Annotated in this window: 16 protein-coding genes and 1 tRNA gene; 4 read left to right on the plus strand and 13 right to left on the minus strand. The window is 73.4% G+C overall.

All coding sequences use genetic code 11. The features are described from left to right. Positions 1 to 51: 51 nt before the first annotated feature. The 8 genes from SMD20_RS13390 to SMD20_RS13425 form a co-directional block, all read right to left on the minus strand. A complete protein-coding gene (locus SMD20_RS13390; protein WP_329579907.1) occupies positions 52 to 2,568 on the minus strand; it encodes a cation-translocating P-type ATPase in 2,517 nt (838 codons plus the stop codon). A gap of 186 nt (positions 2,569 to 2,754) precedes the next feature. Continuing rightward, positions 2,755 to 3,588 (minus strand): universal stress protein, encoded by an 834-nt coding sequence (locus tag SMD20_RS13395; RefSeq protein ID WP_329579910.1) that lies wholly within the window; start codon positions 3,586 to 3,588, stop codon positions 2,755 to 2,757. Further along, positions 3,585 to 4,436 carry a universal stress protein gene (locus SMD20_RS13400; RefSeq protein ID WP_329579913.1) on the minus strand — a complete coding sequence of 284 codons (852 nt, stop codon included), beginning with the start codon at positions 4,434 to 4,436 and terminating at the stop codon, positions 3,585 to 3,587. The genes SMD20_RS13395 and SMD20_RS13400 overlap by 4 nt, the downstream gene beginning before the upstream one ends. Before the next feature lie 91 nt (positions 4,437 to 4,527). Then, complete coding sequence (locus SMD20_RS13405; RefSeq protein ID WP_329579916.1) at positions 4,528 to 5,004, minus strand: hypothetical protein; 477 nt, start codon at positions 5,002 to 5,004, stop codon at positions 4,528 to 4,530. Positions 5,005 to 5,367: 363 nt separating this feature from the next. Beyond that, positions 5,368 to 9,171, minus strand: a complete 3,804-nt coding sequence (locus SMD20_RS13410) for a carboxypeptidase regulatory-like domain-containing protein (protein ID WP_329579919.1) — start codon at positions 9,169 to 9,171, stop codon at positions 5,368 to 5,370. An 11-nt stretch (positions 9,172 to 9,182) separates the two neighbouring features. Next, complete coding sequence (locus tag SMD20_RS13415) at positions 9,183 to 9,338, minus strand: hypothetical protein (protein WP_329579922.1); 156 nt, start codon at positions 9,336 to 9,338, stop codon at positions 9,183 to 9,185. A 49-nt stretch (positions 9,339 to 9,387) separates the two neighbouring features. Then, positions 9,388 to 12,285, minus strand: coding sequence for an ATP-binding protein (locus SMD20_RS13420; protein WP_329579925.1), 2,898 nt, complete (start codon positions 12,283 to 12,285; stop codon positions 9,388 to 9,390). A gap of 191 nt (positions 12,286 to 12,476) precedes the next feature. Beyond that, positions 12,477 to 12,582 (minus strand) — tRNA-OTHER (locus SMD20_RS13425). 608 nt (positions 12,583 to 13,190) lie between these two features. On the opposite strand from SMD20_RS13425, the gene SMD20_RS13430 reads away from it, so the two are divergent. Beyond that, positions 13,191 to 16,247, plus strand: coding sequence for an AfsR/SARP family transcriptional regulator (locus SMD20_RS13430; RefSeq protein WP_329579927.1), 3,057 nt, complete (start codon positions 13,191 to 13,193; stop codon positions 16,245 to 16,247). Between the two features lie 135 nt (positions 16,248 to 16,382). Then, positions 16,383 to 16,922 carry a response regulator transcription factor gene (locus tag SMD20_RS13435; protein WP_329579930.1) on the plus strand — a complete coding sequence of 180 codons (540 nt, stop codon included), beginning with the start codon at positions 16,383 to 16,385 and terminating at the stop codon, positions 16,920 to 16,922. Between the two features lie 4 nt (positions 16,923 to 16,926). Here the strand turns inward: SMD20_RS13435 and SMD20_RS13440 are convergent, their stop codons facing one another. The 5 genes from SMD20_RS13440 to SMD20_RS13460 form a co-directional block, all read right to left on the minus strand. Continuing rightward, entirely contained in the window at positions 16,927 to 18,516 is a 1,590-nt protein-coding gene (locus SMD20_RS13440) for a thiopeptide-type bacteriocin biosynthesis protein (protein WP_329579933.1), read from the minus strand. A gap of 13 nt (positions 18,517 to 18,529) precedes the next feature. Next, entirely contained in the window at positions 18,530 to 20,293 is a 1,764-nt protein-coding gene (locus tag SMD20_RS13445) for a TOMM precursor leader peptide-binding protein (RefSeq protein WP_329579935.1), read from the minus strand. A gap of 2 nt (positions 20,294 to 20,295) precedes the next feature. Further along, entirely contained in the window at positions 20,296 to 21,834 is a 1,539-nt protein-coding gene (locus SMD20_RS13450) for a hypothetical protein (RefSeq protein ID WP_329579938.1), read from the minus strand. Next, positions 21,831 to 22,913: a hypothetical protein gene (locus SMD20_RS13455; RefSeq protein WP_329579941.1), complete on the minus strand. Its 1,083-nt coding sequence runs from the start codon at positions 22,911 to 22,913 to the stop codon at positions 21,831 to 21,833. The genes SMD20_RS13450 and SMD20_RS13455 overlap by 4 nt, the downstream gene beginning before the upstream one ends. A gap of 79 nt (positions 22,914 to 22,992) precedes the next feature. Beyond that, positions 22,993 to 23,178, minus strand: coding sequence for a thiazolylpeptide-type bacteriocin (locus tag SMD20_RS13460; RefSeq protein WP_329579942.1), 186 nt, complete (start codon positions 23,176 to 23,178; stop codon positions 22,993 to 22,995). Between the two features lie 205 nt (positions 23,179 to 23,383). Between SMD20_RS13460 and SMD20_RS13465 the strand changes: the two genes are divergently transcribed. Both SMD20_RS13465 and SMD20_RS13470 read left to right on the plus strand, forming a co-directional pair. Beyond that, entirely contained in the window at positions 23,384 to 24,328 is a 945-nt protein-coding gene (locus SMD20_RS13465; RefSeq protein ID WP_329579945.1) for an ABC transporter ATP-binding protein, read from the plus strand. Beyond that, on the plus strand, positions 24,325 to 25,134 hold the full coding sequence (locus SMD20_RS13470; protein WP_329579949.1) for an ABC transporter permease: 810 nt from the start codon (positions 24,325 to 24,327) through the stop codon (positions 25,132 to 25,134). The genes SMD20_RS13465 and SMD20_RS13470 overlap by 4 nt, the downstream gene beginning before the upstream one ends. Positions 25,135 to 25,204: the final 70 nt, after the last annotated feature.

Raw genomic sequence — 25,204 nt, forward strand, 5'->3', positions numbered from 1 at the left:
CGAATATGTTTATGCGATGTTTATTCCGCTGGTTTCCGGCCGTTTCCGTGGTCAGGGCGCCGGCGGCCGGGCCGGCGGAACGGGCTCGCGGTGCAGGATCCGGTCCAGGCGGGCGGCGGCGTACCCGAGGAGCGACAGGACGGCCACGACGATCAGGTCGCCGGCGGCCAAGGGCTCGGTGCCGAGGAGTTCGCGCAGCAGCGGCACGTACAGGCCCGCGAGCTGGAGCACGAGGGCCCCCGCCACGGCGAGCGGCAGCATGAGGTTGGCCGTCGAGCCGGGGCGGGCGCGCGAGCCGAGCGCCACGCCGAGCTGGGTGGCGCCGAGGGCGAAGAAGGCCATGCTCTGCCAGGGACGGCCGGTGTGCAGGGCCCAGACGGCGACGCCGAGCGTGACGGCGGTCAGCACGACGGCGATGCGGACGACGCGCTGCCACAGACCGGCGCGCAGGATGCTCTGGTCGGGCGGGCGGGGCGGGCGGTTCATCGCGGCGGGATCGGCCGGCTCGCCGCCGAGCGCGACGCCGGGCAGGCCGTGGGTGAGCAGGTTGATCCACAGGATCTGGGCGGGCAGCAGCGGCAGCGCCAGCCCGAAGAGCGGCCCCAGCAGCATGACGGCGATCTCGGCCGCGCCGCCGGACAGTCCGTAGACGAGGAAGCGGCGGATGTTGGCGTAGACGCGCCGGCCCTCCTCGACGGCGGCCACCACCGTGTCCAGGTCGTCGTCGGCCAGCACCAGGTCGGCGGCCTGCCGGGCCACCTCGGTGCCGCGCCTGCCCATGGCCACGCCGATGTCGGCGCGGCGCAGCGCGGGCCCGTCGTTGACGCCGTCGCCGGTCATCGCCACCACGTCGCCGCCCGCGCGCATGCCTTCGATGAGGTCGAGCTTCTGCTCGGGGGTGGCGCGGGCGTAGACGGCCACGCCGTCCGGGACGGGCAGGTCGCGGCAGTCGGCGACCGGGGCGCCGGGGTCGATGATGCCGAGCTCGGTGGCGATGGCGCGCGCCGTGCCCGGATGGTCGCCGGTGATGAGCACCGGCCGGATCCCGGCCCGGCGGCAGTCGGCGACCGCGCCGGCGGCGGCCTGGCGGGGCGGGTCGACGATGGCGACCAGCCCGAGCAGGTCCAGCCCCTCCTCGGGCACCTCGCGGGTCATCTCACGGGGCACGGTCGCCAGGTCGGCGCGGGCGACGGCCAGCACGCGGTAGCCCGCGCGGGCGTATCGTTCGGCCTGTTCGGCGGCCCGGAGGTGGGAGGCGGGGTCGCCGGCGAGCACCGGCGGGCGCAGCAGGGCCTCCGGGGCGCCCTTGCAGATCACCATGAAGCCGCCGCCGGGCCGCGCGTGCAGGGTGGTCATGCGCTTGCGCACGCTGTCGAAGGGACGTTCGGCCACGCGGTCGTAGCGCTCGTGCAGGTCGGCGCGGTCGAGACCGGCCTTGGCGGCGGCGGCCAGCAGCGCGGCCTCGGTGGGATCGCCGAGCGCCTGCCATCGGCCGTCCTCGTCCTCCAGGAGGCGGGCGTCGTTGCAGAGGGCGGCGGCGGTCAGCAGGTCCGCGAACGCGGCGGGCGGGCCGCCCTCGAACTGCCCGGCGGGATCGTATCCGGTGCCGGTGAGCGTGGCCTCGGCCGTGGGGGTCCACAGGTGGCGGACGACCATGCGGCCCTCGGTGAGGGTGCCGGTCTTGTCGGTGGCGAGGACCGTGACGGAGCCGAGCGTCTCGACGGCGTGCAGGCGGCGTACGAGGGCCTGCCGCGCGGCCATCCGCCGCGCGCCCAGCGCCAGGCTCAGCGTGACCACGGCCGGCAGCGACTCGGGCACGGCCGCCACCACCAGGCTGATCGCGGTCACCACCATCAGCTCGACCGGCTGTCCCCGCATGAGGCCGAGCGCCCCGACCACCACGCACAGGAACACGGTGACCCCGGCCAGCAGCCGCCCCACCCCTATCAGGCGATGCTGCAGCGGCGTCAGGCCGGAGCCCTTCGTCATCAGCGCGGCGATGCGCCCGGCCGCGCTGGCCGAGCCGGTGGCCGTGACCTCGGCCCGGCCCCGCCCGCGCGCGACGACCGTGCCCGCCGACACCTTCTCGCCCGGCTCCTTGTCCACGGGGACCGACTCGCCGGTGAGCGCCGATTCGTCCACCAGCAGCGCCGCGGCCTCCTCCACGCGGGCGTCGGCCGGCACGATGTCGCCTTCGGCCAGCACCAGCAGATCGCCGGTCACGACGTCGGCCGCCGGGATCTGCCGCTGCGTCCCGTCACGTACGACGCGGGCCACGGGGGCGGTGAGCTCGGTCAGGGCGGTGATGGCGCGGTCCGCGCGGACCTCCTGCGCCACGCCGACGGCGGTGTTGACCACGATCACCAGCATGATCACGGCCATGTCCGCCCAGTCGCCGGTGACCGCGGTCAGTGCCGCGGCCACCAGCAACACGATGATCAGCGGATCGCGGAGCTGCCCGGCCACCCGCCGCCACAGCGCCGTCGGAGGGCGGGAAGGCAGGAGGTTCGGCCCGTCCCTGCGGAGCCGCGCGTCCGCCTCCCGCGAGGACAACCCCGAAACGCCCATCTGTCCTGCTCCCCCTCGTAGGCGTCGTACCATTCTCCCAGGTCAGGGCGTTCGACCGAGGGTCTTCCGCGAAGAGAAGGGCGGGCTCGAGCCGCCTGTCCTCGACCCGCGTGATCAGCACACCGCACCGCTCGGCGGCGCCGTAGAGGCCAAAGGCCCTTCGCTGCGGCCGTCCGGCCCTTCGGTTCACTCCTGGGGGCGTACCACCGCGACCGGGCAGCGCGCGTGGTGGAGCACCCCTCGGCTGACCGACCCGAGGAACAGCGAGCCGAGCGCGCTGCGCCCGTGCGAGCCGACCACGATCAGGTCGCAGGCGACGCCGGTGAGCGCGTCGATCGGGTGCGCGTTCTGGACGTCCTCGACGACCTCCACGTCCGGGAACCTCGCCCGCCAAGGCGCGAGCCGGGTGCTGACGAGCCGCTGCCGGGAGGCGCGGACCTCGTCCAGGTCGTAGAAGATCTCGGGGGCGAAGGCGTGCACGGGCACCTGCCAGGCGTGGACGGGGCGCAGTGTGGCGCCGTACGACCTGGCCCGCTCGAAGGCGTAGCCGAGGGCCGGCTCGCAGGTGTCGGACTCGTCGACGCCGACCCCGATCACGCCGGTCTCCTCCCGCGGCTCGGCGCGTACCACGACCACGGGACAGCGCGCCTGCGCGGCCACCTCCATGGTGACCGAGCCGAGCAGGGCGCCGGCGAACCCGCCCACGCCGCGGTTGCCGACGACCACCTCGCTCGCCTCCTGCTCCCGCAGCACGGCCGCGGGAACGCCCTCCATCAGGAGGGTGCTCACCTTCACGGCGGGCTGCCTGGCGCGGGCGGCCTCCTCCGCGGCCGCCAGCACCTTGCCCGCCGCCCTCCGCAGGGGATCCTGCTGCCCCGCGAAGATCTCGAACGGCCGCAGGTCCAGGACGTGCACGATCCGCAGCTCCGCGCCGGCCCTGGCCGCGTCGTCGGCGGCCCACTCGACGGCCGCGGTGCTCGGCGCCGAACCGTCCACGCCCGCGACGATCAGGCCGGTCATGGCCCCTCCTGGCCGGCGCCTTCGCGTGGCCGTACCACGGCCACCGGGCACTGGGCGTGGTGCAGCACGCCGTGGCTGACCGAGCCGAGCACCGCCGAGGAGAACCCGCCCAGCCCGCGCGAGCCGACGACGACGAGATCCGCCGTGGCCGTGGCGTCGGAGAGCGCGGCCACGGGATGGTCGCGCAGTTGCTCGTCGGCGATCACGAGGTCGGGGTTCGCCTCCCGCCAGCGGTCGGCCCGCTCGTGGGCCGCCCGCGCGTCCTCCTCGAAGTAGGCCGCGAGCTGAGGGCCCTGAACCGGCCACGAGGACTCCACCACCGGCACCCGCCAGGCGTAGATCACCCGCAGCTGGGCCTGGCGGGCACGAGCCTGGTCGATGGCGTACGCCACGGCCTCTTCGGCGTCCTTCGAGCCGTCGTCACCGGCCACGACCAGACCGTGCTCGCCGCGGGCGTCGCCATGGACGATCACCACGGGGCCGGCGGCATGACCGGCCACGGCCAGCCCCACGGAACCGAGCACCATGCCGGCGAACCCGCCCGCGCCCCTGCTGCCGAGCACCACGCTGTCGGCGGACGCCGACTCGGCCACCAGCACGTCGATCACGTTGCCGGCCAGCATCGCCGTACTGACCTGGACATCCGTGCTCAGCGCGCGGGCTCTGTCCGCGGCGGCCTCCAGCGCGCCCTCGCAGTACCTCGACGTGTCCACGCCATGCGACCACTGCTCGCAGACGTGCACGATCCGCAACGGCAACCCCCGCCTGCGGGCGTCGGCGGCGGCCCACTCCACGGCCGGCGCCGACGATGGAGAGCCATCCGTGCCGACCACGACAGATTCACGCATCGTTCCTCGCCTTCACCGGCCCGCTCCCCCACGACCTCCACATTCCCAGAACGGACAAGAAGACACGATCAACCAGAAACCACCGCCCTTGTCAGGAGCGGCCCCGGCCCGCGCCGACCAACCAGATCGCCACCGCCACTGAGGTCACCACCCCGATGGCGACCAGCGCGGGAAAGTGCCACGCAGGGACGAGGCGGTCGAGAGCGCTGTCATCGTTGAGCTCCCACAGCGAGCTCGTGGGATTGGCCTCGATGGCGAGGGCGAGAGTCAGCAGGTAACCGACGCCCACGACCGCGCGCGGCACGACGCGGGCGACGCCGGGACGGCGGTTCAGCCAGCCGTGCAGAGCACCGAGGAAGGCCGCCTCGGCGGCGAGGACGATGGCGATGGTGAACGTCCACACCCGCGCCGACGCGCGTTCCCTGTCCAGAGGCCCCAGCATCCAGTCGCCCGGGGGATTCACGACGGCAGCGGCCTGGATCGCGACCAGGTTGACCACCAGGTAGAGCGCGGGGGCGGCCAGGGCGCACAGCAGCGCCGGCGAACGTACCGCCGTCAGTTCTCCCATGATCGATGAGACTGCCCACCTGGCCGCCGAGTTCGCCGCAAGCTCCTCCTCAGGTGAGCGAGCGCACAGCCCCGACCTCGTACTCGGCCACCGAGGCGGCGAGCATCACAGCACGTTGCGCGTCACTGGGGCCCTCGCTACGGAACGCCTCGACGGCCGACTGCGACTCCCAGCGCTCGACCGGCCGAGCCGGAACTCATCGGTGCCCGCATGACGATCCTCGTCACCGGCGCGCACGCGTTCCCAGGCGCCTACGCCAACCTGCTCGGCGACGACGACCCTGACCAGACCGGCGTCGGCGTCTTCCCGACCGCGAAGGGCGCCGGTGTGGTGGTCCACTCCGGCGCCCTCCGCTTGGTGCGATCAGTGGCCTCTGTGGGGGGACTTCACCTCCATGGTGACGTTGACCTTGCCGGGCGCGTACGGCGAGTCTGTGTCCAGCGACAGGTGCGCGGCGTACCTGCCGGGCCCGCCGACCCGGGCGTCGGCCCTGACGATCAGCGTGGCCGAGCGGCCCGGGGCGAGTTCGAGCTCGGTACGGTTCTCGTTCAGCCAGGACACGTCGTCCCCGCCGCACGAGTCGTAGCCGGGCAGCACCTCGGCGGCGGCCAGGAGATCGGTCAGGGTGGCGCCGCCGACCTTGTAGAACCCGCAAGCGCCGCCGGCGGTGAACGCGGCGTGGCCGGCGTTCGGCAGCGCCCGCCACGTGCCGCTGACCGGGTCGAACTCGGCCGCCTTGTCGATCGCGGCCAGGTCGCTGACACCGCCGGCGACCTGGAGCTTGCCGTTGGCTCCGCTGTAGGCCGCCGCGTAGTTCATGTAGGGCATGTCCGTGAGCCGGGTCCAGGCGTTCCTGCGCGGGTTGTAGGCGTAGGTCTCGGTGAGCTCGCGGTACTTACGGCCGTGGTCGATGTCCACGGTCGCCTTGGCGTGCCCGCCGGCGCAGATGACCTCCTTGCCGAGGCCGGCGCAGGCCGAGTTGTTCGTACGTACCGGATAGTCGGCGATGCGGGTCCAGGAGTCGCGCTTCGGGTCGTAGCGGTACGCCAGCGGCGTCGACTCGAAGACGCACTGCTCCACACAGCCGCCCACGACGTAGATCTGCTTGTCCAGCACGGCGATGGCCGACTTGTTGAGCGTCGTCGGCAGGTCGGCGAGCCTGGTCCAGGCGTTCTTGTCCGGGCGGTACGCGTACGCCGTGGACACCGCCTTGTCGGAGGCCTGGCCACCGACGACGTACAGCGTGCCGTCGAGGAAGATCCCGGCGGAGGAGTGCAGGGCCTGGGGCATGTCGGCGATCGGGCTCCAGGTGCCGGCCGCCGGGTCGTAGACGTAACCGGCCGCGACCTCGCGGCCGTTCGTCGAGTAACCGCCCACCGAGTAGACCTTGCCCTCGTAGCCGGCCGTCACGTTGCTCGCGATCGGAACGGGATGGTCGGCGATCTCGGTCCAGGCGGCGGCGCCTGTCCCGGAGCCGGGCGCGGCCGGTGCGCTGTGCTCGCCGACCGTGACCTTGAGCGGCGCGCTGCCGGTGTTGGTGAGCCGGACCTCGCGCGTACCCGCCGATCGTCCGAGCTTGGCGTCGAACGAGACGTCGGTCGTCCTGACGCCGAGCCGTCCGGTCCGCAGGGCCCAGTCCTGGCGGGTCACCGCTTCCGGGGCGACCTTCACCGTCTTGACGGAGGACTCGTAGCGGGGGGCCGACGCGGTCAGCTTGCTCTTGCCGGCCGGCCCGGCCCAGATCCAGAACCAGCCGTCGGCCGTGCTGGGCACGGAGCCGTTGACGCTCGCGCCCGCCAGCGGCTCGCCGGTGTTGGCGTCGGTGACGATGCCGCTGACGAGACCGCCCGGCCGTGCGGCACAACTGCCGACGGTGACGTCGTCCAGTTGCCACACGGAGATGCCGTCGCCGCTGTAGTGGAAGCGCACGCGGACGCCGGAGCGCCCCGCCGCCTGCGGGATCGCCACGCTGTCCGACCCGGTGTAGCCGTTGGGCGGCCCGCCGGCGGTCGTCCAGGTCTTGCCGCCGTCGAGGCTGACCTGCACCTCGGCCTTGGCGGTGCCGGGCGCGACGAAGATGAAGTCGTACCGGACCTCGGGTGCGGTCTGCCCGGTCAGGTCGATCGCCGGCGAGGTGAGATAGGTGTCCTGCGCCGTGTGATCCCGGATGAACGGGGCCGCGGCGGCGAAGTTGCCGCTGCCGCCCGTCAGGTTGCTGGGCTCGCCGGTGAACTCCCAGCCGGGGGTGGAGCCGGACACCGTCCAGCCGTCCTCGGGCGTGGTGCCGCTCCAGCCCTCGAAGTCGGCGCGGCTCGGGTAGGCGTACCCGGGGGCCAGGCAGGAGCCCCGATCGACCGAGAGGGCGGCGTCCGATGTGGTGTTCTCGCCGCCGACGCCGACCTTCTGGATCTTGGTGCTGTATCCGGGGTAGTCGGCGGTGACGCGGAAGGTGTAGTCGGCGTTCATGGGCAGGTCGACCGTGTAGCGGCCGGTGAACGGGTCGGTCTTGACCTTGCCGTTCGGGTAGCCGTCGATGGCGATCGAGGCCGCGAGCGGCCAGCCGTGGTCGCTCTCCCCGGTGATCGTTCCCGACACGGTACGGCTGGGCACCGTCTGCGTCGAGAGGTCGGCCGTGACCGTCTGGTCGACCGCCACCGCCACGCCGGTCCTGGTCGCCTTCGCGTAGCCGAAGCCGGACGCGGTCAGGTCGTACGTTCCCGCGGGCACCAGCAGCGTGTAGACGCCCTTGTCGTCGGCGTCGGCGTAGTAGGTCTTGCCGTTGTCCGCGTTGCGGGCGACGACGGTGCCCGCGGCGATCGGCTTGCCGGTGCCCTGCTCGGTGAGGTGGCCGGTCACGGTGCCCGCCGGGCCGAACGTGAGCGCGCCGACCCCGTTCGGGGTGCCGAGGCCGGTGGGCCCGTCCCAGCCGGGGCCCGCCTGGCACAACACGTTGCCGCAGGAGCCGTTCTCACCCTCGGTGATGTCGAACAGGTCGGCCGACCCGGCCGAGGCGTAGGGGTAGGTCACCGGCCGGGTGTTCTCCGCCGGGGCGCCCGCCAGGGCGTACATCGCGGCGACCAGCGGGGCGGCCAGGCTGGTGCCGCCGTACTGCAGCCAGCCGGTGTGGCCGTCGGACACGATGGAGTGATAGACCGACAGGCCGCTCACCGGGTCGGCGTCGGCCGCGATGTCGGCGATCGCCCGGCCGCCGGGGCAGTTGGTGTCGATGCCCTCCTGGTAGGAGGGGCGCGGCTCGTACAGGGAGCAGCCGGAGCCGCCGCCGGTCCACGGGCTCTCGCTCCAGCCGCGGGGGGTGGACGCGTCGCGGGTCAGCCTCGTTCCGCCGACCGCGATGACGTCGGGGTTGCTGGCCGGCCAGTTGACGATGTTGCCGGTGTCGCCGGTGGCCGCGGTCACCACGACGCCGGGGTGCTCGTAGTACTCGTCGTAGCTCAGCTGAGTGGGAGTTTCGCCCGGGATGCCGTAGGAGTTGGAGACGAACTTGGCGCCCAGGGCGACGGCCGTCTTCACCGCCGCGCTGAGGTCGCGGATGCTGGCGGAGTTCGCCTGCACCAGGAGCAGCTTGCAGCGCGGGCAGACCGCGGAGACCGCGTCCAGGTCGAGCGCGCTCTCCGCCGCCCAGCCCGGGTCGTCCGCCGGGTAGTCGGTGCCGCCGTTCTGGTCCACCTTGCGGAAGCAGCCGTTGGCCGAGCTGCACTCGGGCAGGCCGTACTGGGCGCGGTACACGGCCAGGTCGCTCTCGGCGGCGGCGTAGCCGAAGGCGTCCACGATGGCGACGGTCTGGCCCTCCCCTCCGTCGGGCAGCTTGTACGCCGCCCGGATGTCCGCGGGCGTCAGCGCGGTGGGCCGGGGGGTGGTGGCGTTCGGCACGATCCTCGCCTGCTTGGGGGTGTAGACCTCCAATAAGCAGCGGGCGTGGTCGGCGGGCAGGTCCGTGCGGTTGCAGGCGCCCGGCGTGTAGTCAGGCTCCGGGATGCCGGTCAGCGGGGCGGCGGGCCGCGGGGTGGCGGGCTGCGGGGTGGCCGGCTGGCCGGCGGCGGGCTGCGTGTCGGCAGGCTGGGGCGCGGCGCGGGCCGGTGACGCGGCGAACAGGCTGACGCCGGCACCGACGGCGGCCACCAGGGAGACGAGTCTGCGCAGACGCATGGATTCTCCGATCAGAGGGGTTCGTAGCCATGCCAGGGCTCCGAGCCGGATTCGCCGTCGTCCTGCGGCGGCTCGTCCGTCGGGTCATCCACCGGCTGCCGGCGCGGGAGTTCGACGCCTTCGTCGTCGCCGGGCTCTTCGTCAGGTGGCTGCGGAGTTGGGGGCACGCAGCGAGTATCGGAGCCGCGTCCACTTGCTTGCTATTGGGCGGATGACCTAAAGATCGTCCGGTTCGAGCCCGGTCTGAACGGCGGCGACCGCGAGCGCGGTGCGCGAGGACACGCCGAGCTTGCGCATCGCGGAGTTGATCTGCGCGGCGACGGTCTTCGGGGAGCGGGACAGCGCTTCAGCGATCGCCTTGTTTCCCAGACCGGTGATCACCAGCCGGACCACCTCGCGCTCACGAGGTGACAGCTCGCTGCCGTAGCCGCGCCGCCCGCCCCGCCAGGTACGCCGTACGCCCTGGTCGTGCAGCCGTTGCGCGACCCGTTCCGCGTCGCCGGTGGCGCCCAGCCGAGACAGCCCGTCAAGCACGCCGGTCAGCAGCTCCACCCCGGCCTCGCGCCGCCCGGCGGCCACGAGGCAGGCCGCCTGCCGCTCACGGGTGAGCAGCGCCGCGTAGGGCCGGGGCAGCGCCTCCCACCGCCCGGCGGCCTCCGCGTACGCGCCTGCGGCGGCCTCGGGCCCGTCGCGCTCCTCGGCGAGCCAGGCCCGGCAGAGGGCCAGCGACGCGTGCGCGCTCGCCGCCGGGCAGTCCAGCAGGCCGTGGTCGTACTCGGCGACGAGGTCGGCGGCCTCCGCCCGCCGTCCCGCCGCGAGGAGCGCCTCGACCCGCGCGGGCGCGAGCTCGGTGGCCCACAACCACGTGCCCTTGGCGGCGATGAGCCGCATGGGCGCTTCGGTGAGGCGCAGGGCCCCGTCGACGTCCCGCTCGCTCAGGCACAGGCGGGCCAGAGTCGCGGCGGGTTCCGGCGGCACCTGCGCCAAGCCGCGTCTGCCGGCCTCGTCCAGCACCCACAGCAGCCGGGCCCGCGCGCCCGCCCGGTCGCCCCGAGCCGCGTCGAGCAGCCCGGCGACGGTCTCCGCGTCCAGCCGGATCTCCGGCTCACCGTCGAGCTCGGCGAGCCTCAGTGCCCGCTCGGCGAGGCCGTCCCAATGGCCGGTGAACCAGTCCAGATGCGTCCTGGTCACGGCGATCATGTCGTGCAGCCGTACGTAGCCGCGGTGCTCGGCGAGCCGGACGCCGCGGTCGAGGTGCTCGCGGGCCTCGTCGTACCGGCCCCAGCGCATGGCCCCGTTGCCCACGTTCAGCGCCGCACGGGCGAGCGGAGCGGCCTCGGCCGGCGTCTCCGCGGTGCCGGGCAGCCCGGCGGCGACGACCCAGCCCTCGGGGTCACCGAGGGTGAGCAGGCCGGTCGCCCAGTTGACCTGGAGGTCGAGCACCTCCCGCCGGGGCAGGGACGCCCGCGCCACGACGGCCGCGGCCCGGTCGAACCAGCGGCGGTGCACCGCGGCCGGCCAGTCCGTGCTGTACGGCATGCCGAGGCCGGTCATCGCGTGGGCCTGCCGGACCGGGTCGTGGTCCAGGTCCGGGACGGCCCGTTCCAGCTCGGCGACGGCGGCCTCGTGCTCCCCTCTGCGGATGAGCGCGGCGCCGAGCCGGACGCGGATCTCGGCCCGGCTGCGCCTGGACGACGAGGTGCGGCCGAGCACCGAGCGCAGCACCTCCACCAGGCCGCTGCGGTGCAGGTAGCCCGTGGACGCCAGGGTCGGGATCTTGTCGGCGACGCGGGTCAGCGCGTCGGCGGGCAGGTCCGCTTCGAGCAGGTCGAGCAGCTGCGTGGTCGCGGCGGCGTCGTCGCCCACGTCGAGTGCGAGGTCCGCGGCCTGCTCGGCGTACCTGCGCCACCGGTCCAGGTCGCCGGTCTGCCGGAAGTGGCGGGCCAGCCGCGACGCGGCCGGCCGGCCCGCCGCTTCGAGTGCCTGGCCCGCGCGCCCGTGGAGCATCCGGCGGATCGGGCCGGGCACCGCGTCGTAGGTGGCGCGGGCGGCGAGGACGTGCGCGAACGCCAGCCGGCCGCGCTCGTCCTCCACGAGCAGGCCGCCGGCGATCGCGTCGACGATCCCGGCGCGCGCCTGCTCCTCCGGCAGGTCCGCGACCGCGCGGAGCACCGCCTCGCCGGCGGGCTCGGCGAGCACCGCGGCGGCGTGCAGGACGGTTCTGGCGTGCTCCGCGAGCCGGCCGACGCGCTCCAGCACCGCGTCGCGGATGGTCGGCGGCACGGCGATCTCGTCGAGGCTGCGCCGCACCCACTCCCCGTCCACGCGGACGAGGTCGGCGCGGTCGCGCAGCAGCCGTACGGACTCCTCGACCGCGAGCGGCAACCCGTCGGTCTGGGTGTGCAGGAAGCGGGCGAACGCATCCGACACGTGCTCGGCGTCGAGCATCGACGACACGAGCGCGGCGGTGTCGGCCACGCCGAGCGGGCCCAGGGCCAGGCGCAGGTGCCCGGGGCCGCCGCGTACCCGCGAGGACAGCCGGCGCAGCAGCGACCCGTCCGGCACGTCCTCCGGCCGGTACGTCACGAGCACGCCGACGCCGGGCGGCCGCCGCGCGGTGAGCAGCAGCAACAGCTCCAGGGTCGCCTCGTCCGCCCAGTGCGCGTCCTCGACGACGAGCAGTTCGACCCCGAGCCGATCGAGCAGCTCGGACAGGGCGCGCAGCAGCCGGTGCTGGGTGGCGGTCGCGTCGGGCAGCGGCTCGACCGGGTCGGGCAGCTCGTCGGCCCAGTCGGGGAACAGCGGCCGCAGCGCGCCGGCGAGCCCGCTCAGCCCCAGGTCGGCGGGCGCCACGCCGGTCTGCCGGACGGCGTCCACGACGGGGCCGAGGGTGGAGGCGTCCTGGAACGGCGGGCAGACCGCGACGAGCAGCCGGTCACGCCCGCTGACGACCTCCTGCACCAGCCGGGTCTTGCCGACGCCCGCCTCCCCCTCGACGAGCACCAGCGCGGGCGGGCCGGCCAGCGCGTGGCGCAGCCGTGCCAGCTCCGCGTCACGGCCGACGATGCGCGGCACACGTACGAGGGGAACGGACTCGTCTCGTACGTGGGTCACCGAGCAAGCCTCCATCCAGCAACATTCCGGCACAGAGATCTTCGCATCGCACGTTCCGGCGCGGAAGGCGTCAAAGCCGAATGTCAATGTGAAAACGGAACCGAGCCGACAAATCGGGCTCATGTCCGTTTCGCTGCGCACGAGGCAGCTCGCACGGTTGCGGAGAAGCGAGCGCTCGACCAGAGTCGATCTGGTCGGGACGACAGGACTTGAACCTGCGCCCCCTTGACCCCCAGGCACATCACGAGGGGGCAGGATCACGATCATTACCCGCCCCCACCTGGCATCACCGTCCCGTACGATCCCCTGGAGTCCGGGGCCGCCCGGCCTGGTCGTCGCTCAGTCAGTCACCCAGGATCTGGCCCGTGGGCTGAGGCTCTGGCCACACGTCACGGCCGTTGCTCCACAGCTCCGAGGCATGGCTTCGCCAGGTTCGGCGTGACAAGCATTTCCGAGTCGAACCGGAACACGCTCATGGCGATGTGCTCGTCACCGAACCGGGCTTCGACACCGGGAACGTCGCGTAGCTGCTCGACCTCCGACAGCGACTGACTGTTCGACTAGCACCGCTGGCTACGGTGGGAGAATTGGGATTAGGCATCCTTGTCGCACCCTTCCCCTCGTCTGCCTGCTGAGGGGGATACGCACCGAAGAGGCACGTGCCCTGAGATGGGCGGAGGCAGACACAACGCGGGGCACCGTGACCTCCAGGTCCTCAAAGAACCCATGCCGTACGGCCACCTTTACAGCGTAGATCCACAGATGTGAGCAACCCACCTCGGACGCTCACGCCCATGGTTCTCCGTTCGACCTCGTGCACTATGGCGTCTACTCACAGAGCCCCGGGCACCCCACGCCCGTGGGGGCCCTGGATCTTGGTCGCGGTTGCCTCCATACTGCCGTGGGTGACGTTGCGGATAGAGATCCTCGGCTCCCTCCGTGCTTATCGTGGGCAGGCGGAACTCGACCTCGGGCCCGCCCAGCAGCGAAGCGTCCTGGCCGTGCTGGCCCTGGCCGAGGGACGCTGCACGCCGATGTCAGAGCTGGTCGACATCCTGTGGGGCGAGAGATCGCCCGCCACGGCCGTCAATGTCCTGCACACCTACGTCAAACGGCTGCGGCGCATCCTCGAACCCGATCGCCCCAGCCGCGTGGCCAGCCGCCTGCTCCCGCGCGTCGGCGACGGCTACCTGCTCAGCACCGACGAGGTCGAGGTGGACCTCTGGGAGTTTCGCGCCCTGGCCAGGCAGGGTGGCGGTCACGATCCGGTGCGGCGGGCGGTGGCGCTCTGGCGCGGCCAGCCGCTGGCTGAGCTGCGCCCCCTGGCGGGGCATCCGCTGCTGGCGGGACTGGCCCAGGAGCTGATCGTCGCCCTGGAGACCTTTGCCGAATCGGCCGTCCTGAACGGGCACGCGGTCGACGTGCTGCCCCTGGCCGAGGAGATAGGCCGCATGGCGCCGCTGGACGAGCGCGTTCACAGCGTCCTCATTGAGCTCTACCTGGCCGCCGGCAGGCGGGCCGAGGCGCTGATGCACTACCGCGACATCAGCCGCAGGCTCGACGAGGAACTCGGCGTGCGGCCGGGTGCGCAGCTCGGTGCCGCCCACGAGCTCGCCCTGCACGCCGACACGCTCCAGCCGGGCAAGCAGCAGGCCGCCAAGCCGCAGGCGGGCCGGCAGCCGGTCGCGCCGGGGTGGGGAAGATTACCCGTCCCCGCCCAGCTCCCTCCCGACATCAGTGACTTCTCGGGCCGGCTCGGCCAGCTCTCGGCGCTGTCGCGCATCCTCGGCTCCCCGGCCGACGGCCGTACGGCGATGCCGACGGCGGTGGTCACCGGGCTGGGCGGCGTCGGCAAGACCACCCTGGCCGTGCATCTGGGGCATCTGGTGCGGGAGAACTTCCCCGACGGCCAGCTCTTCGTCGACCTGCACGGCACCGACCGGCCCGCCGCCGATCCCGCGGCGGTGCTGCACCGGCTGCTGATGTCCATGGGCGTGAACGGGTCTGTCATCCCCAAGGAGCTCGACGACCGGGTGGCGCTGTACCGCAGCAGGATGGCGGGCCGCCGGGTGCTGCTGGTGCTGGACAACGCCGTGGAGGAGAGCCAGGTGCGCCCGTTGCTGCCCGGCGCCGCCACCTGCGCCACGGTGGTCACCAGCCGGTCGCGGCTCATGGGATTGAGCGGCGCGCACCGGCTCGACCTCGACGTCTTCACCGCCGACGAGGCGATGGACCTGCTCGTGCACCTGATCGGCGAGCAGCGGGTGAGGGGTGAGGGCGACGCCGCCCGCGCGATCCTGGAGGCGTGCGGCCACATCCCGCTGGCCGTCCGCGTGGCGGGCGCCCGCCTGGCCGCCCAGCCCCACCTGAGCCTGGAACGTTTTCGCAGGCAGCTGAGCAACGAGCGCCGCAGGCTGGACCACCTGTCGGCCGGTGACCTGGCGGTGCGAGCGACCTTCGGGCTGAGCTACGACGCGCTGCCGCCGGCCGTACGGCGGGCCTTCCGCGTCCTGGGGCTGCTGGACGTCGCCGACTTCGCCGACTGGACCCTGGCGGCCCTCCTGGACGAGCCGCAGGAGCAGGCGGAGCGCCTTCTCGACCAGCTCATCGACGTGCAGCTGGTGTCGGTCGCCGACGAGGACGAGACAGGCGAGCCGCGTTACCGCATGCACGACCTGATCAAGCTGTACGCGGCAGAGCGGGCGGCGCTGGAGGACGACGAGGCCGCGCGGGAGGAGGCCAGGGTCAGGGCCTACGCGACCTGGCTCTCGCTCGCCGAGCAGGCGGACATGGAACTGGCCTACCGGACCCTGCCCGCGCTGCGCGGTCCGGCGCCCCGCAGGAGGCTGCCGGCGGAGCACACCGGCCTGCTGCTGGACGATCCGGTGAAATGGTTCCAGAGCGAGCGAGCGAACCTGGCGGTCGTGATCACGCAGAGCGCTCGCGAGGGACGAGCTGACCTGGCATGGAACCTGGCCGAGGCGTGCGTGGGCTTCCACGAGATGCGCGACCTGCTGGAAGAGAGCCAGGCGGTGCACGCGGTCGCGATGGCGGCGTGTGGCGAGGACGTTCCGCGTGGGCGGGCGGTGATGGCCCGCAACCTCGCCTACCTGTTCAGCGTGCCGATGATCCAGCCGCTCGTGATGCACGAGCACGCCCAGATCGCGCTCGACCTGTTCCGCTCGGTGGGAGACGTCCGCGGCGAGATCCATGCGCTCGCGATGCTGGGCACCGCGGTGCTCGCCGAGGGGCACGGCGAGGAGGGTCTGGAGCTGATGCACCTGGCGCAACGGCTGACCGGGGAGCACGGCCACGATGCGGGCTTCGACTTCGTCCACGCGGGCCTGGGTTTCACCTACCGTGAGCGCGGCGAGCTGGAACTCGCCTCGGCGCACCTGGAGCAGGTGGTCGAGCGGGCCAGGGATCGCAAGGTGAACCGGCTGCACCTGACGGCGCTCCGCTCGCTCGGCATGGTCCGCCACTACCAGGGCCGTTACGACGAGAGCCGCGAGGCGCTGCTGCAGGGCCTGCGGCTCAGCAGGAGCCTCGGAGTGCGGCTGAAGGAGCTGCTGGCGCTGGTCGTGCTCGGCGAGAGCGGGGTGCTCACCGGGCAGCCGGACGCCGACTCCTTCCTCGACACGGCCGAGGAGCTCAGCGAGGAGATGGCCGGCGAGATCACCCGCGCCATCGTCTCGCGGAGCCTGGCCACCAGGGACCTGGTGAACGGCCACTTCGAACAGGCGCGCGAGCGTCTGCTGTTCTCCCTGCGGGTCTTCCGCGAGCTGGGGGTGCTGCACCTTCAGGCCATGGTGCTGAAGGCCCTCGGCATCGCCCACGCCATGCTGGGCGAGAACGCGCAGGCCCTGGCGGCGTGGGAGGAGGCCAGGGGACTGTACGGGAGGATCGGCAACCGGCATGAGATGGAAGAGATCGAGACGCTCGTCGCCGGAGCCACCGGCTGACGATGATCCATTCGGCGTCCAGTCGTGATCCATTCGGCTGGTCTAGCCTCCGTGGCGGATCCACTGCCGAATCCGCCGCCGAATCCACCGCCGGATCCGCCACCGGGACCGCACCCCTCCCCGCCTGGAGCGCCCATGATCTCCGTGTCCCTGATCATCGACAATCCCGATCTGCTGGTCATCGCCATCGCCTCGCTGGCGGCCGACCCCGGCTGCAGGCTTCTGGCCAGGGCCGGCAGCCTCCCCGAGCTGATCGAGCGGCAGGGGGACCGGGCGGACGTGATCGTCGTGGACGCCGCCCTGGCCGGGCCGCCCGACGGCGCCGAGACCCTCCGGCTCCTGCGCTCCGCGGGCCACCGCGCCTTCGCGCTCGGCGAGGACGCCACCCTCGTGGAGGCGCCCGCGCAGTCCGCTCTCGCGCCCGGCCGGCTCGCGCCCGCCATCCGCGCTTTGCTGGGGGTCGGCCCGCAGCTGTCGGACCAGGAACGGGCGGTGCTGCTCGGCTACGCCTCCGGGCTCACGCTGGAGACCGCCGCGCGCCGGGCGGGCATCCAACCGTCCACGGCCAAGAAGTACCTGGAACGTATCAAACGCAAGTACGCCGACTGCGGGCGCAGCGCCTACACCAAGGTGGACCTGGCTCGCCGCGCCCGTGAGGACGGCCTGCTCGGCTGACGGCTCAGCCGGGAAGGCCGACCGGCAGCAGGTACAGCGCGCTCTCGGCGACCCCGTCGAGCCCGAACAGCTCGTGCACCAGGTCGTCGTAGAAACCGCCGAGGGTGATCGTGCCCAGCCCCAGCGCGGTCGCCGCCAGGGTCAGGTTCTGCGCGACGTGGCCTGCCTCCAGCAGGGCGAAGCGCAGGGCACGCGTGCCGTACCTGGGCCGGTGGGTGTTGAGGTCGGCGGTCAGCAGCAGGACGGCGGGCACGCGGGTGACGTCGATCAGGCCGAGCCGCTCGTCCACCTGCGCCGAGGTCAGCCACATCGAGGTGGCCGCCAGTTCGTCGTCCGCCGGCGGCGCTCCGAGCCGTCGCAGGGCGCGGCCGTCCTCGCCGACGTGGTAGGTGCCCGGGTCCAGCCCTTCGACCTCGCGCACGACCAGACGCAGGCGCGTGCCGTACCTGGCTCCCGCGCCGGGGAACGGGCGGCGCCGGTAGGCATGGGCGGGGCCGTCGCCGAAGCGCAGCGTGCGGTCGGCCCTGGCGCCGAACGCCAGGCCCAGCAGCGAGCCCAGCTCCGCGGCACCCACCGGGCCGGTGAGGGTACGGCAGGAGGCCCGGCGGTTCAGGGCCTCGCCCAGCGGCAGGCTGAGCGGCGGGCCCTCCGGCAGGCGCACCTCGGGCAGTCCGGGCATCGGCGGCCGGTCCTGGGACGGCTCGCCGTGGGAGTCGTCGGGCAGCGACGGCAGGATCCCCGGCGGGTACTTCGACTCCTCCAGGTAGCGCTGGTCGGCTCCCGCGTCGGCGGCCAACAGCGCGGCGACCAGCCAGCACACCGCGCGCTCCTCGTCGGGCCGGACGCCCAGGCGGTTGCAGAGCATGTGCAGCTGCGACGCCCAGATCCACAGCCGGCGCACCTCGTCGAGCCCACGCGCGGCCAGCTCGCCGTCCGCCTCGGCCACCGTACGGCTCCAGCGGACGCACAGATCGTCGTCCTCGGCGGCGGCCAGCAGGTGGCGCAGCGCCTCGCCCTGGCCGGCCACGAGCCTGGCGGTGCGCGCCAGGGGCACGGCGGGCGGCAGGAGCTCGACCTCGCTGGTGTACCGCCAGCTCGCCGCGTGCCTGCGCAGCCAGGCCGCCGCCGCCCGCTCGTCCAGGCCGAGTCCCAGCGTGGTGGCGCGGACGAGGTGGATGGCGGCGCTCAACCGTCCTTGCGGGAAGCGCCCTGACAGCGCCTCCACGGCGGTCTCGGTGGAGCGGCAGAAGACCCGCTCGGCCACGCCGATGCCCTCGGCTCCGCCGTACCTGCCGGTCTCCGGCTCGTAGGCGATCGACTTCACGATCCCGTGCGGCGTCCAGCCGGCGTCGGCGGGCAGGTCGGCGGGCGGGGCGTCCGCCAGCGCGTCCGCCACCGCCCGCTCCAGCTCCGCCGGGTCGCCGACGCCGAGGGCGCGCACGCGCAGGTGCGGCCCGCCCTCCCAGTACCTGATGAAGAACCAACCGGACGTGCGGCGGGCGGCCATGAGCGGGCCCAGGACGCCGGTGAGGAAGTCGTCGGTCCGCTCCACGGACCAGTGCACGAAGCAATGCAGGCTCGTCCAGGTGTCCACGGCAGTCCTCACGTCAGGGGAAGGGGTGGGGGTGGAAGGGCAGGTCGTCGTAGCGCGGCGGTGCGGGCAGGCGGCCCAGCCTCGCGGGCACCTCCAGCAGCCGGGGCAGGCCGCGGGTGCGGCGGTAGACGTGGCCGAAGGTCATCGGCAGCGACCCCGGCACGATCACCTTGGCGGCGTGCAGCCCGAGCCGCTCGCGGGTGACCGGCTCGCTCTGGTCGACCGCTATCACCTCCAGCCCCCGCACCGCCAGCTGCGCCACCCACTCCGACAGGTACTCGCCCAGGTCGGGTACGGCGGGGCGGCGGGGCCACACCTCGCGCCAGGGCACGGGGGTCTCCTCGCCGCTCAGGAAGGAGTGCCAGGGGGCGGCCTCGGCCAGAGCGTTGACGAAGACGTGGTCGTCGACCGTGCGGACCAGCGTGGGATCCTCCAGCATGGGCCGCAGCCGGTCGGGGTCGAAGGAGACGATGCGCGGATCCGCGGCGTTCCTGGCGTTGATGTAGACCTCGACGACGGCCGACCTGACGGCGGTGAGCGGGTCATGGTGGGCCCCGGCCGCGAACAGGGCGTTCGGCCGCCGCGGATCCGGCACGCGTCGGCGGATCATGCTGAGGACGGCCGGCACGCCGAAGTCGTTGGTGGCGTCGAACAGCAGCAGATCGTGCCCGAGCGAGCCGAGCCGGTCGGCCAGGCGGCAGATCTGCGGGTCCTCCATCGGGGTGGCGATCCGCCGCAGCGGGGTGCGGGCGTACCAGGCCATCAGGAAGGCGTCGCGCTCGGCGACCTCGAACAGTCCGTACAGAATCGCCTCGGCCAGGCTGGAGCCGAGCCCGCAGCCGTTGGAGGAGTCGTAGATCGAGCGCCTGCCGCGCAGCCGCCAGTACACCAGCTCCTCGGGCACCAGCCGGTCGCGCCCGTGGGTCAGCGACCAGCCGTGGACCCAGGCGAGCGGCAGACCGGGAGCGTAGGGCGTCAGGCGGAAGGCCGGATGGTCCGTCAACTCCGGCTCGTGCAGGCCGAGGGCGGCCGGATCGACCGCGACGTGCGGGTCGAGCTCGGCGTGGGCGGCGCGCACGACGGTACGGCTGCCGCGCGGCGTCATGCCGGTCAGCCGCTCCAGCGCCTCGAACAACGCCACCCGCTCGGCGTCGGCGAAGTCCTCCGCCCTGCCGTACCCCGCCTCGGAGGAGTCGGCGGCGCCCGGCAACTCGGCGCTGGCCAGGGGCAGGCTGCGCGAGCCCCAGCGGAACAGCCGCAGCACCGGGCCGACCCGCCAGTCCAGCAGGACCTCACGCAGCCCGTCCGCGCCGGCCGTGCGGGGGTTGGCCTCGCGCAGACCGGTGCCGGTGACCGGGTGCGAGGCGATCGTGATCGGGCGCGGGGAGTCGTCGGGCAGCGGTGCGCAGACCCGGCAGCCGCCGAAGGGCCGCACCCGGTGGGTGGAGACCTCCAGACTCTCGCCCCTGATCGCCCACATGACGCCGTCCTGCGGTCGCTCCGCCAGGCGTTCGACCAGGGCGGCGACCGTCGGCGGGACCGAGCCGCCCATGACCTGGCCGGTGTGCGGGGTATGGCCGGGCAGGGCGTGGATCCTGGCGTGCTCGGCGCAGGCCACGCACGCGCTCGTTCCCGGTCCGGTGAGCGGGCCGACCAGCACCAGGCCGCCGTCGCAGCGCACCGGAAGGACGGCGGGCCCGCCGTCCACGGCGCGGGCGGCCAGCTCGGTGATCGATTCCAGGGTCCAGGTGTCGAGGACGACGACGTCGAAGTCCATGCTCAGCTCCGCCAGATCTGGAAGCCCGCGGCGCTCACCGCGCAGGGCCGTTCGTCGCGGTGAGGCAGGCAGCCGGTCAGCTCGCGCAGGCGGGCCTGCAGCTCCTCCTCGTGCGCGGAGAGCGCGGCGGGCCACAACCACCGGCCCAGATCGCCGTCGCGCTCCTCCGGGGTGAGATCGGGGCAGGGTACGGCTCCGCAGACCGGCGTGACCGGCCCCGGTGCCAGGAGCGTGCCGACTGCGGCCATGGCGGCCATGGCCGCCGCCTCGTCACGGTCGCGCTCGACCGCCCAGCCCAGGCGGGAGCCGCCGCTGTCGACGATCTCGGCGTGCCAGGCGCCGTCCAGGTCGCGCAGGCACAGCCGCACGGCGCGGCCCAGACGGCGGGTCAGGACGCGCCACCAGTGGCTGCCGGGGACCGGGCCGCGCCACGGGGCGAGCCCGGCGGCCAGGCGGTCGGCCAGGCGGCGCAGGAGGACGCCGCAGGCGTGCAGCTCGTCCGCGCCCACGGCCGTGCGCGCCGGGTCCTCGCCGATGAGCGCCTGGGCGGCGGCCTGAACGGCCGCCAGATGGGCGGTGTCGGTCGTGGGACCGGCTCCGGTGACCTCGCGGCCGGGCAGCGGGCAGACGACCAGGCCGAGGGGGAGCTGGGGGTGGCCGTCCGGGACGGCGGGGGGCAGCGCTCCGAGGTCGGGGTCGGTGAGCAGCGCGGCCCGCCGGAGCGCCTCCTCCAGCGTGACGCGGCGGGCGGGCGAGACCGGGGCGGCCGGAGGCCAGGGGCGGTAGGAGGCCTCCAGCGGGTCGGCCTTGGCGAGCAGGACCTCGCCGGACCTGGCGGGCCATCCGGCGATCGCCCTCACCATCCGGTCGGCCGCCGCGGCTCCCAGCAGCTCGGCCAGCATCGCATCGGGCGCGAGCCCGTGGCCCGCGCCGGGCAGGTGAGTGGTGGCCGGAGGGCCCGCGAGGCGGGTGGTCAGGGCTTCGGCCAGGGCGGCGGCCTGGGCGGGGGGCAGGGCGGGCGTGACGAACCCCGTCGGGCCCAGGCCGGCGGCGCGGACCACCAGTGCGCCCGCGATGAGCGTGAGGCCGTCCGAGGCGGGTGCCGTCCGGGCGCCGATATGGCAGCGGGCCAGCGCGTCACGCGCCGCCTCCGCCAGCCGCCCCTCGCCCCGCACCGTCACGGTGGCCGCGCCCAGCGAGCGCCACGCCGCGTCCGGGTCGGGCGCCGCCGATTCCAGCCATCCCCGTACGGCCGGCGGCATGCCGTCGCCGGGCCGTACCGCCACCAGCAGGTCGTGCTCCCGCAGCCGATCGAGCAGCATCCGCACGGCCTCCCGCAGAGCGGGCTCCGGGCACAGCACGTCGAGATCGCGCTCGCTCACCCCCTCCGCGAGCAACGGCGCCAGCCGCTGCCACAGCGGCCACAGCCCGGCCGCTCCCTCCAGGCTGACCGCGCCGCTCCACGACCGCAGGTGCACACCCGCGGGCAGGCGACCGGCCCGCACCACAGGGCGCAGCCGCAGGACCGCCTCCTCGCTCACGCCGGAACTCCGCCCAGCCGCTCGCGCCACGTCCGCCCGGTGATGCGCTCGACCGCCTCGCTGAACAGGTAGGCGGCCAGGTAACGCTCCACAGGCCGCAGGTCGCACAGCGCCAGCAGGCGGTAGAGCACGTTGGTGCCGAAACGGTAGAGCCCGAAGGGCCTGCTCAGCGCCACCTTCTCGAACCCGGACCGGTTGAGCAGCTGGTGGTATTCGCTGTAGTGGCGGCGGGTGAAGTCCCACCGGATCTCGGTGTCGCCGCCGAGACGGGCGGCGACGGCGGCGTGCCCGTTACGGCCGCCGACCAGGGCGGCGGTGTCGAGAGCGGCGTCGGCGTGCGCGGACGCGTCACGTGACCAGGCGCGCCAGGCCGCCGCGACGCCCTCCAGCCGACCGGGCAGCACCCCGCCTTCCGCGACGGTGCGGACCAGCTCGGTCACCCCCGCGCCGCGCTCGGCCCACTGGCGCTCGAAGGCCGCCTCCAGGCTGCCGTCGGGATCCTCGTAGGCCAGATGGTCGGCCACGTGCGACAGGAAGGACTGGTAGCCCGCTCCCAGCCCGGTCGGATAGCCGGCGGCATGGGCGGTCATCGCGACCAGGGCGAGGGTGACGCGGGAGCCGGGGTCGCCGGCCAGCTCGAGTGACCGCTCCACCGCGCCCAGGCCGAGGGCCAGCAGCTCGCACCGCTCGAGCACGGCGGCCCGCGAGCCCAGCAGGTCGACCAGGGGAGCCAGGTCGGCAGGGCGCACCAGCACCGAGTTGTCAGGGTGGAGGGGTGCGTACGGCCCGGGCACGAGCTCGGCGCGCCCGGCCAGTTCCGCCTGCCGTACCAGCTCGGCCGGATCCACCACGGCGGTGGAGGGGAAGGCCGCCAGGTGGCGTCGGCAGGCGTCGGCGGCCTCCTCCGCGGCCCGGGCGTGATCGCCAGGACCGTGGAAGCGGAGCAGGACGTGCGGCCCGCGCAACCAATGCCGATCGAGGTGGACGCTGCCGGGAAAAGACCGCGCGAGCGGAATGAGGAATTGCCGCAACAACGGCGCCTTGAAGTCCTCGTAATAATGGCAGACAACGTCGATCATACGTACCCGTCCAAGCGCGTAAAGGGCTCTTGAATGGCCGGGGCGCAGTTCCGGCGGAAGCGGCGTCCCGGCCGGTAAATCATTCGATCTCGGTACCGCCGCAGCAGGACGACGAGCCGCAGGTGGAGCAACCGCCGCAGCTCGACGATCCTGACGAGGCGCCGGTCTCGGGCAGGGCGACGGCGTCACGCATGGCCGTCACCTGCAGACTGGACAGATCCAGGTCGGCGAGGCCGAAGTCGGCTGTAGTGATCGCAGGGGACATGATTCACCTCCCAGGTGCTGGAGTTCGACTCCCGGAGTATGGGCCGCGTCCCGCCGCGACCACCTGACAGCTTTTCTGCTGTCTTGACCATGCTGTCGGAAGGGTGTACTGACAGCGGTCGGCCAATTTTTCGGACCTTGACTGTCGTGAGCCCACGTGAATACGCTTCGCCCGTTTCCACGACGCGATCGGTATCGGTGAAGAAATGAACGCTGTCGAGGTCGAGAATCTCACCAAGAATTACCGGGGAAATCCCCGTGCCGCGGTCGGCGGGATCAGCTTCGAGGTACGCCACGGAGAGGTCTTCGGCATGCTCGGCCCGAACGGGGCCGGCAAGACCACCACGGTCGGCGTGCTGACCACGCGGGTGCGTCCCAGCGGCGGCCGGGTGGTCGTCGAGGGCGTCGACGTGCTGCGGGAGCCGACGCGGGCCAGGCAGGTGCTGGCCGTGGTGCCGCAGCGGACCAACCTGGACCGCTCGCTGAGCATCCGGCAGGTCCTGCAGTGCCACGCCGCCTACCACGCGGTGCCCCGCGCCGAGCGGCGCAGGAGGGCCGACGAGCTGCTGGAGCGCATGGGCCTGGCCGACCGCGCGGGCGACCGCGCCGACCGGCTCTCCGGCGGTCAGGCGCAGCGCGTGATGATCGCCAGGGCGCTCATGCACGAGCCGCGCGTGCTGTTCCTGGACGAGCCGTCCGGCGGGCTGGACCCGCAGTCGCGGCTGTTCGTGCACGAGCGCATCGCCGAGCTGCGCGAGCGCGGCGTGACCGTGGTGCTGACGACGCACCAGATGGACGAGGCGGCCAAACTCTGCGACCGGGTCGCCATCCTGGACCACGGCAAGGTGCTGGCGCTGGACACCCCCGGCGCCCTGGTCAGGGAGCTGCCGGGCAGCAACACCCTCACGCTCGCGCTGGACTCGGCCGAGGGCGCGGCGGCCGCGGCGCTCGCCGCCGTCGAGACCGTCGAACGCGTGGAGGAGCTGCCGGGCGGGCGCGTACGCCTGTACACCTCGCACGATCCCGGTGAGGTGCTGCCCACCGTGGTCAAGGCGCTGGCCGGCCATGACCTCACGCTCGCCGGGGTGGAGTTCGCCCGCCTCGGCCTGGAGGACGTCTTCCTCCGCCTCACCGGACGGGAGCTGCGATGACCACCATCGACGAGGCCAGGGCCGCGACCCCCAGGCCGCCCGTGGCGCGCTCCTTCGCCGCCATCCTCACGCGCGACCTCGTCGTCACCTGGCGCGAGCTGCCCGCCTTCCTGACCCAGGTGGTGCTGCAGCCGCTGTTCATCCTGTTCGTCTTCGGCACGGTCCTGGGCGACCTGGGCTACGTCGGCGGCGACTTCGGAGCGGTGCTGCTGCCTGGAGTCATCGCGCTCAACGCCTTCGTCGGAGGGCTGCAGAACACCGCGCTGCCGCTGACGCTGGACTTCTCCTACAGCAGGGAGATCGAGGACCGGCTGCTGGCGCCGCTGCCGATCTGGCTGGTGGCCGTCGAGAAGATGCTCTTCGGCACGGTTCGCGGCCTGCTCGCCGGAACGGTCATGATCCCGCTGGGCCTGCTCGTCCTGCCGGGCACCGAGATCGCCCTCGCCTCCGTGCCGCCCGCCCTGCTCGTCATGGCCCTGGGGGCCTTCGTGGGCTCGGCGATCGGGATGACCCTGGGCACCGCGGTCTCGCCCCGGGGCATCAACACCGTCTTCGCGGCGGTGCTGACGCCGCTGATGTTCACCGGGGCCACCCAGTTCCCCTGGCCGGAGCTGGAGCGGCTGCCGTGGTTTCAGGTCGTCTGCGCGCTCAACCCGCTCACCTACGTCAGCGAGGCCATGCGCGCGGTCATGGTCCCCCAGATCCCGCACCTCGCGTTCTGGCTCTGCCTGCTGGTCATGGCGGTGGCCGGCGCGGGGTTCGCGGTCGCAGGCGCGCTCGGTTTCGGCCGCCGCGCCCTGGACTGAAGGAGGTGCCCGCCGCTTCCCTTCCACCCGCCAGCCGCACTCGCACGTGTACGGAAAGGAATGAAACCCC

This window comes from Nonomuraea sp. LP-02, from assembly GCF_036289125.1.
Classification (GTDB): domain Bacteria; phylum Actinomycetota; class Actinomycetes; order Streptosporangiales; family Streptosporangiaceae; genus Nonomuraea; species Nonomuraea bangladeshensis.

Bases quoted from the DNA above. Each gene is read 5' to 3' on its own strand.
- SMD20_RS13390 (WP_329579907.1), bottom strand. From the start codon at position 2,568: ATGGGCGTTTCGGGGTTGTCCTCGCGGGAGGCGGACGCGCGGCTCCGC.
- SMD20_RS13395 (WP_329579910.1), bottom strand. From the start codon at position 3,588: ATGACCGGCCTGATCGTCGCGGGCGTGGACGGTTCGGCGCCGAGCACC.
- SMD20_RS13400 (WP_329579913.1), bottom strand. From the start codon at position 4,436: ATGCGTGAATCTGTCGTGGTCGGCACGGATGGCTCTCCATCGTCGGCG.
- SMD20_RS13405 (WP_329579916.1), bottom strand. From the start codon at position 5,004: ATGGGAGAACTGACGGCGGTACGTTCGCCGGCGCTGCTGTGCGCCCTG.
- SMD20_RS13410 (WP_329579919.1), bottom strand. From the start codon at position 9,171: ATGCGTCTGCGCAGACTCGTCTCCCTGGTGGCCGCCGTCGGTGCCGGC.
- SMD20_RS13435 (WP_329579930.1), top strand. From the start codon at position 16,383: ATGATCTCCGTGTCCCTGATCATCGACAATCCCGATCTGCTGGTCATC.
- SMD20_RS13445 (WP_329579935.1), bottom strand. From the start codon at position 20,293: ATGGACTTCGACGTCGTCGTCCTCGACACCTGGACCCTGGAATCGATC.
- SMD20_RS13455 (WP_329579941.1), bottom strand. From the start codon at position 22,913: ATGATCGACGTTGTCTGCCATTATTACGAGGACTTCAAGGCGCCGTTG.
- SMD20_RS13460 (WP_329579942.1), bottom strand. From the start codon at position 23,178: ATGTCCCCTGCGATCACTACAGCCGACTTCGGCCTCGCCGACCTGGAT.
- SMD20_RS13465 (WP_329579945.1), top strand. From the start codon at position 23,384: ATGAACGCTGTCGAGGTCGAGAATCTCACCAAGAATTACCGGGGAAAT.
- SMD20_RS13470 (WP_329579949.1), top strand. From the start codon at position 24,325: ATGACCACCATCGACGAGGCCAGGGCCGCGACCCCCAGGCCGCCCGTG.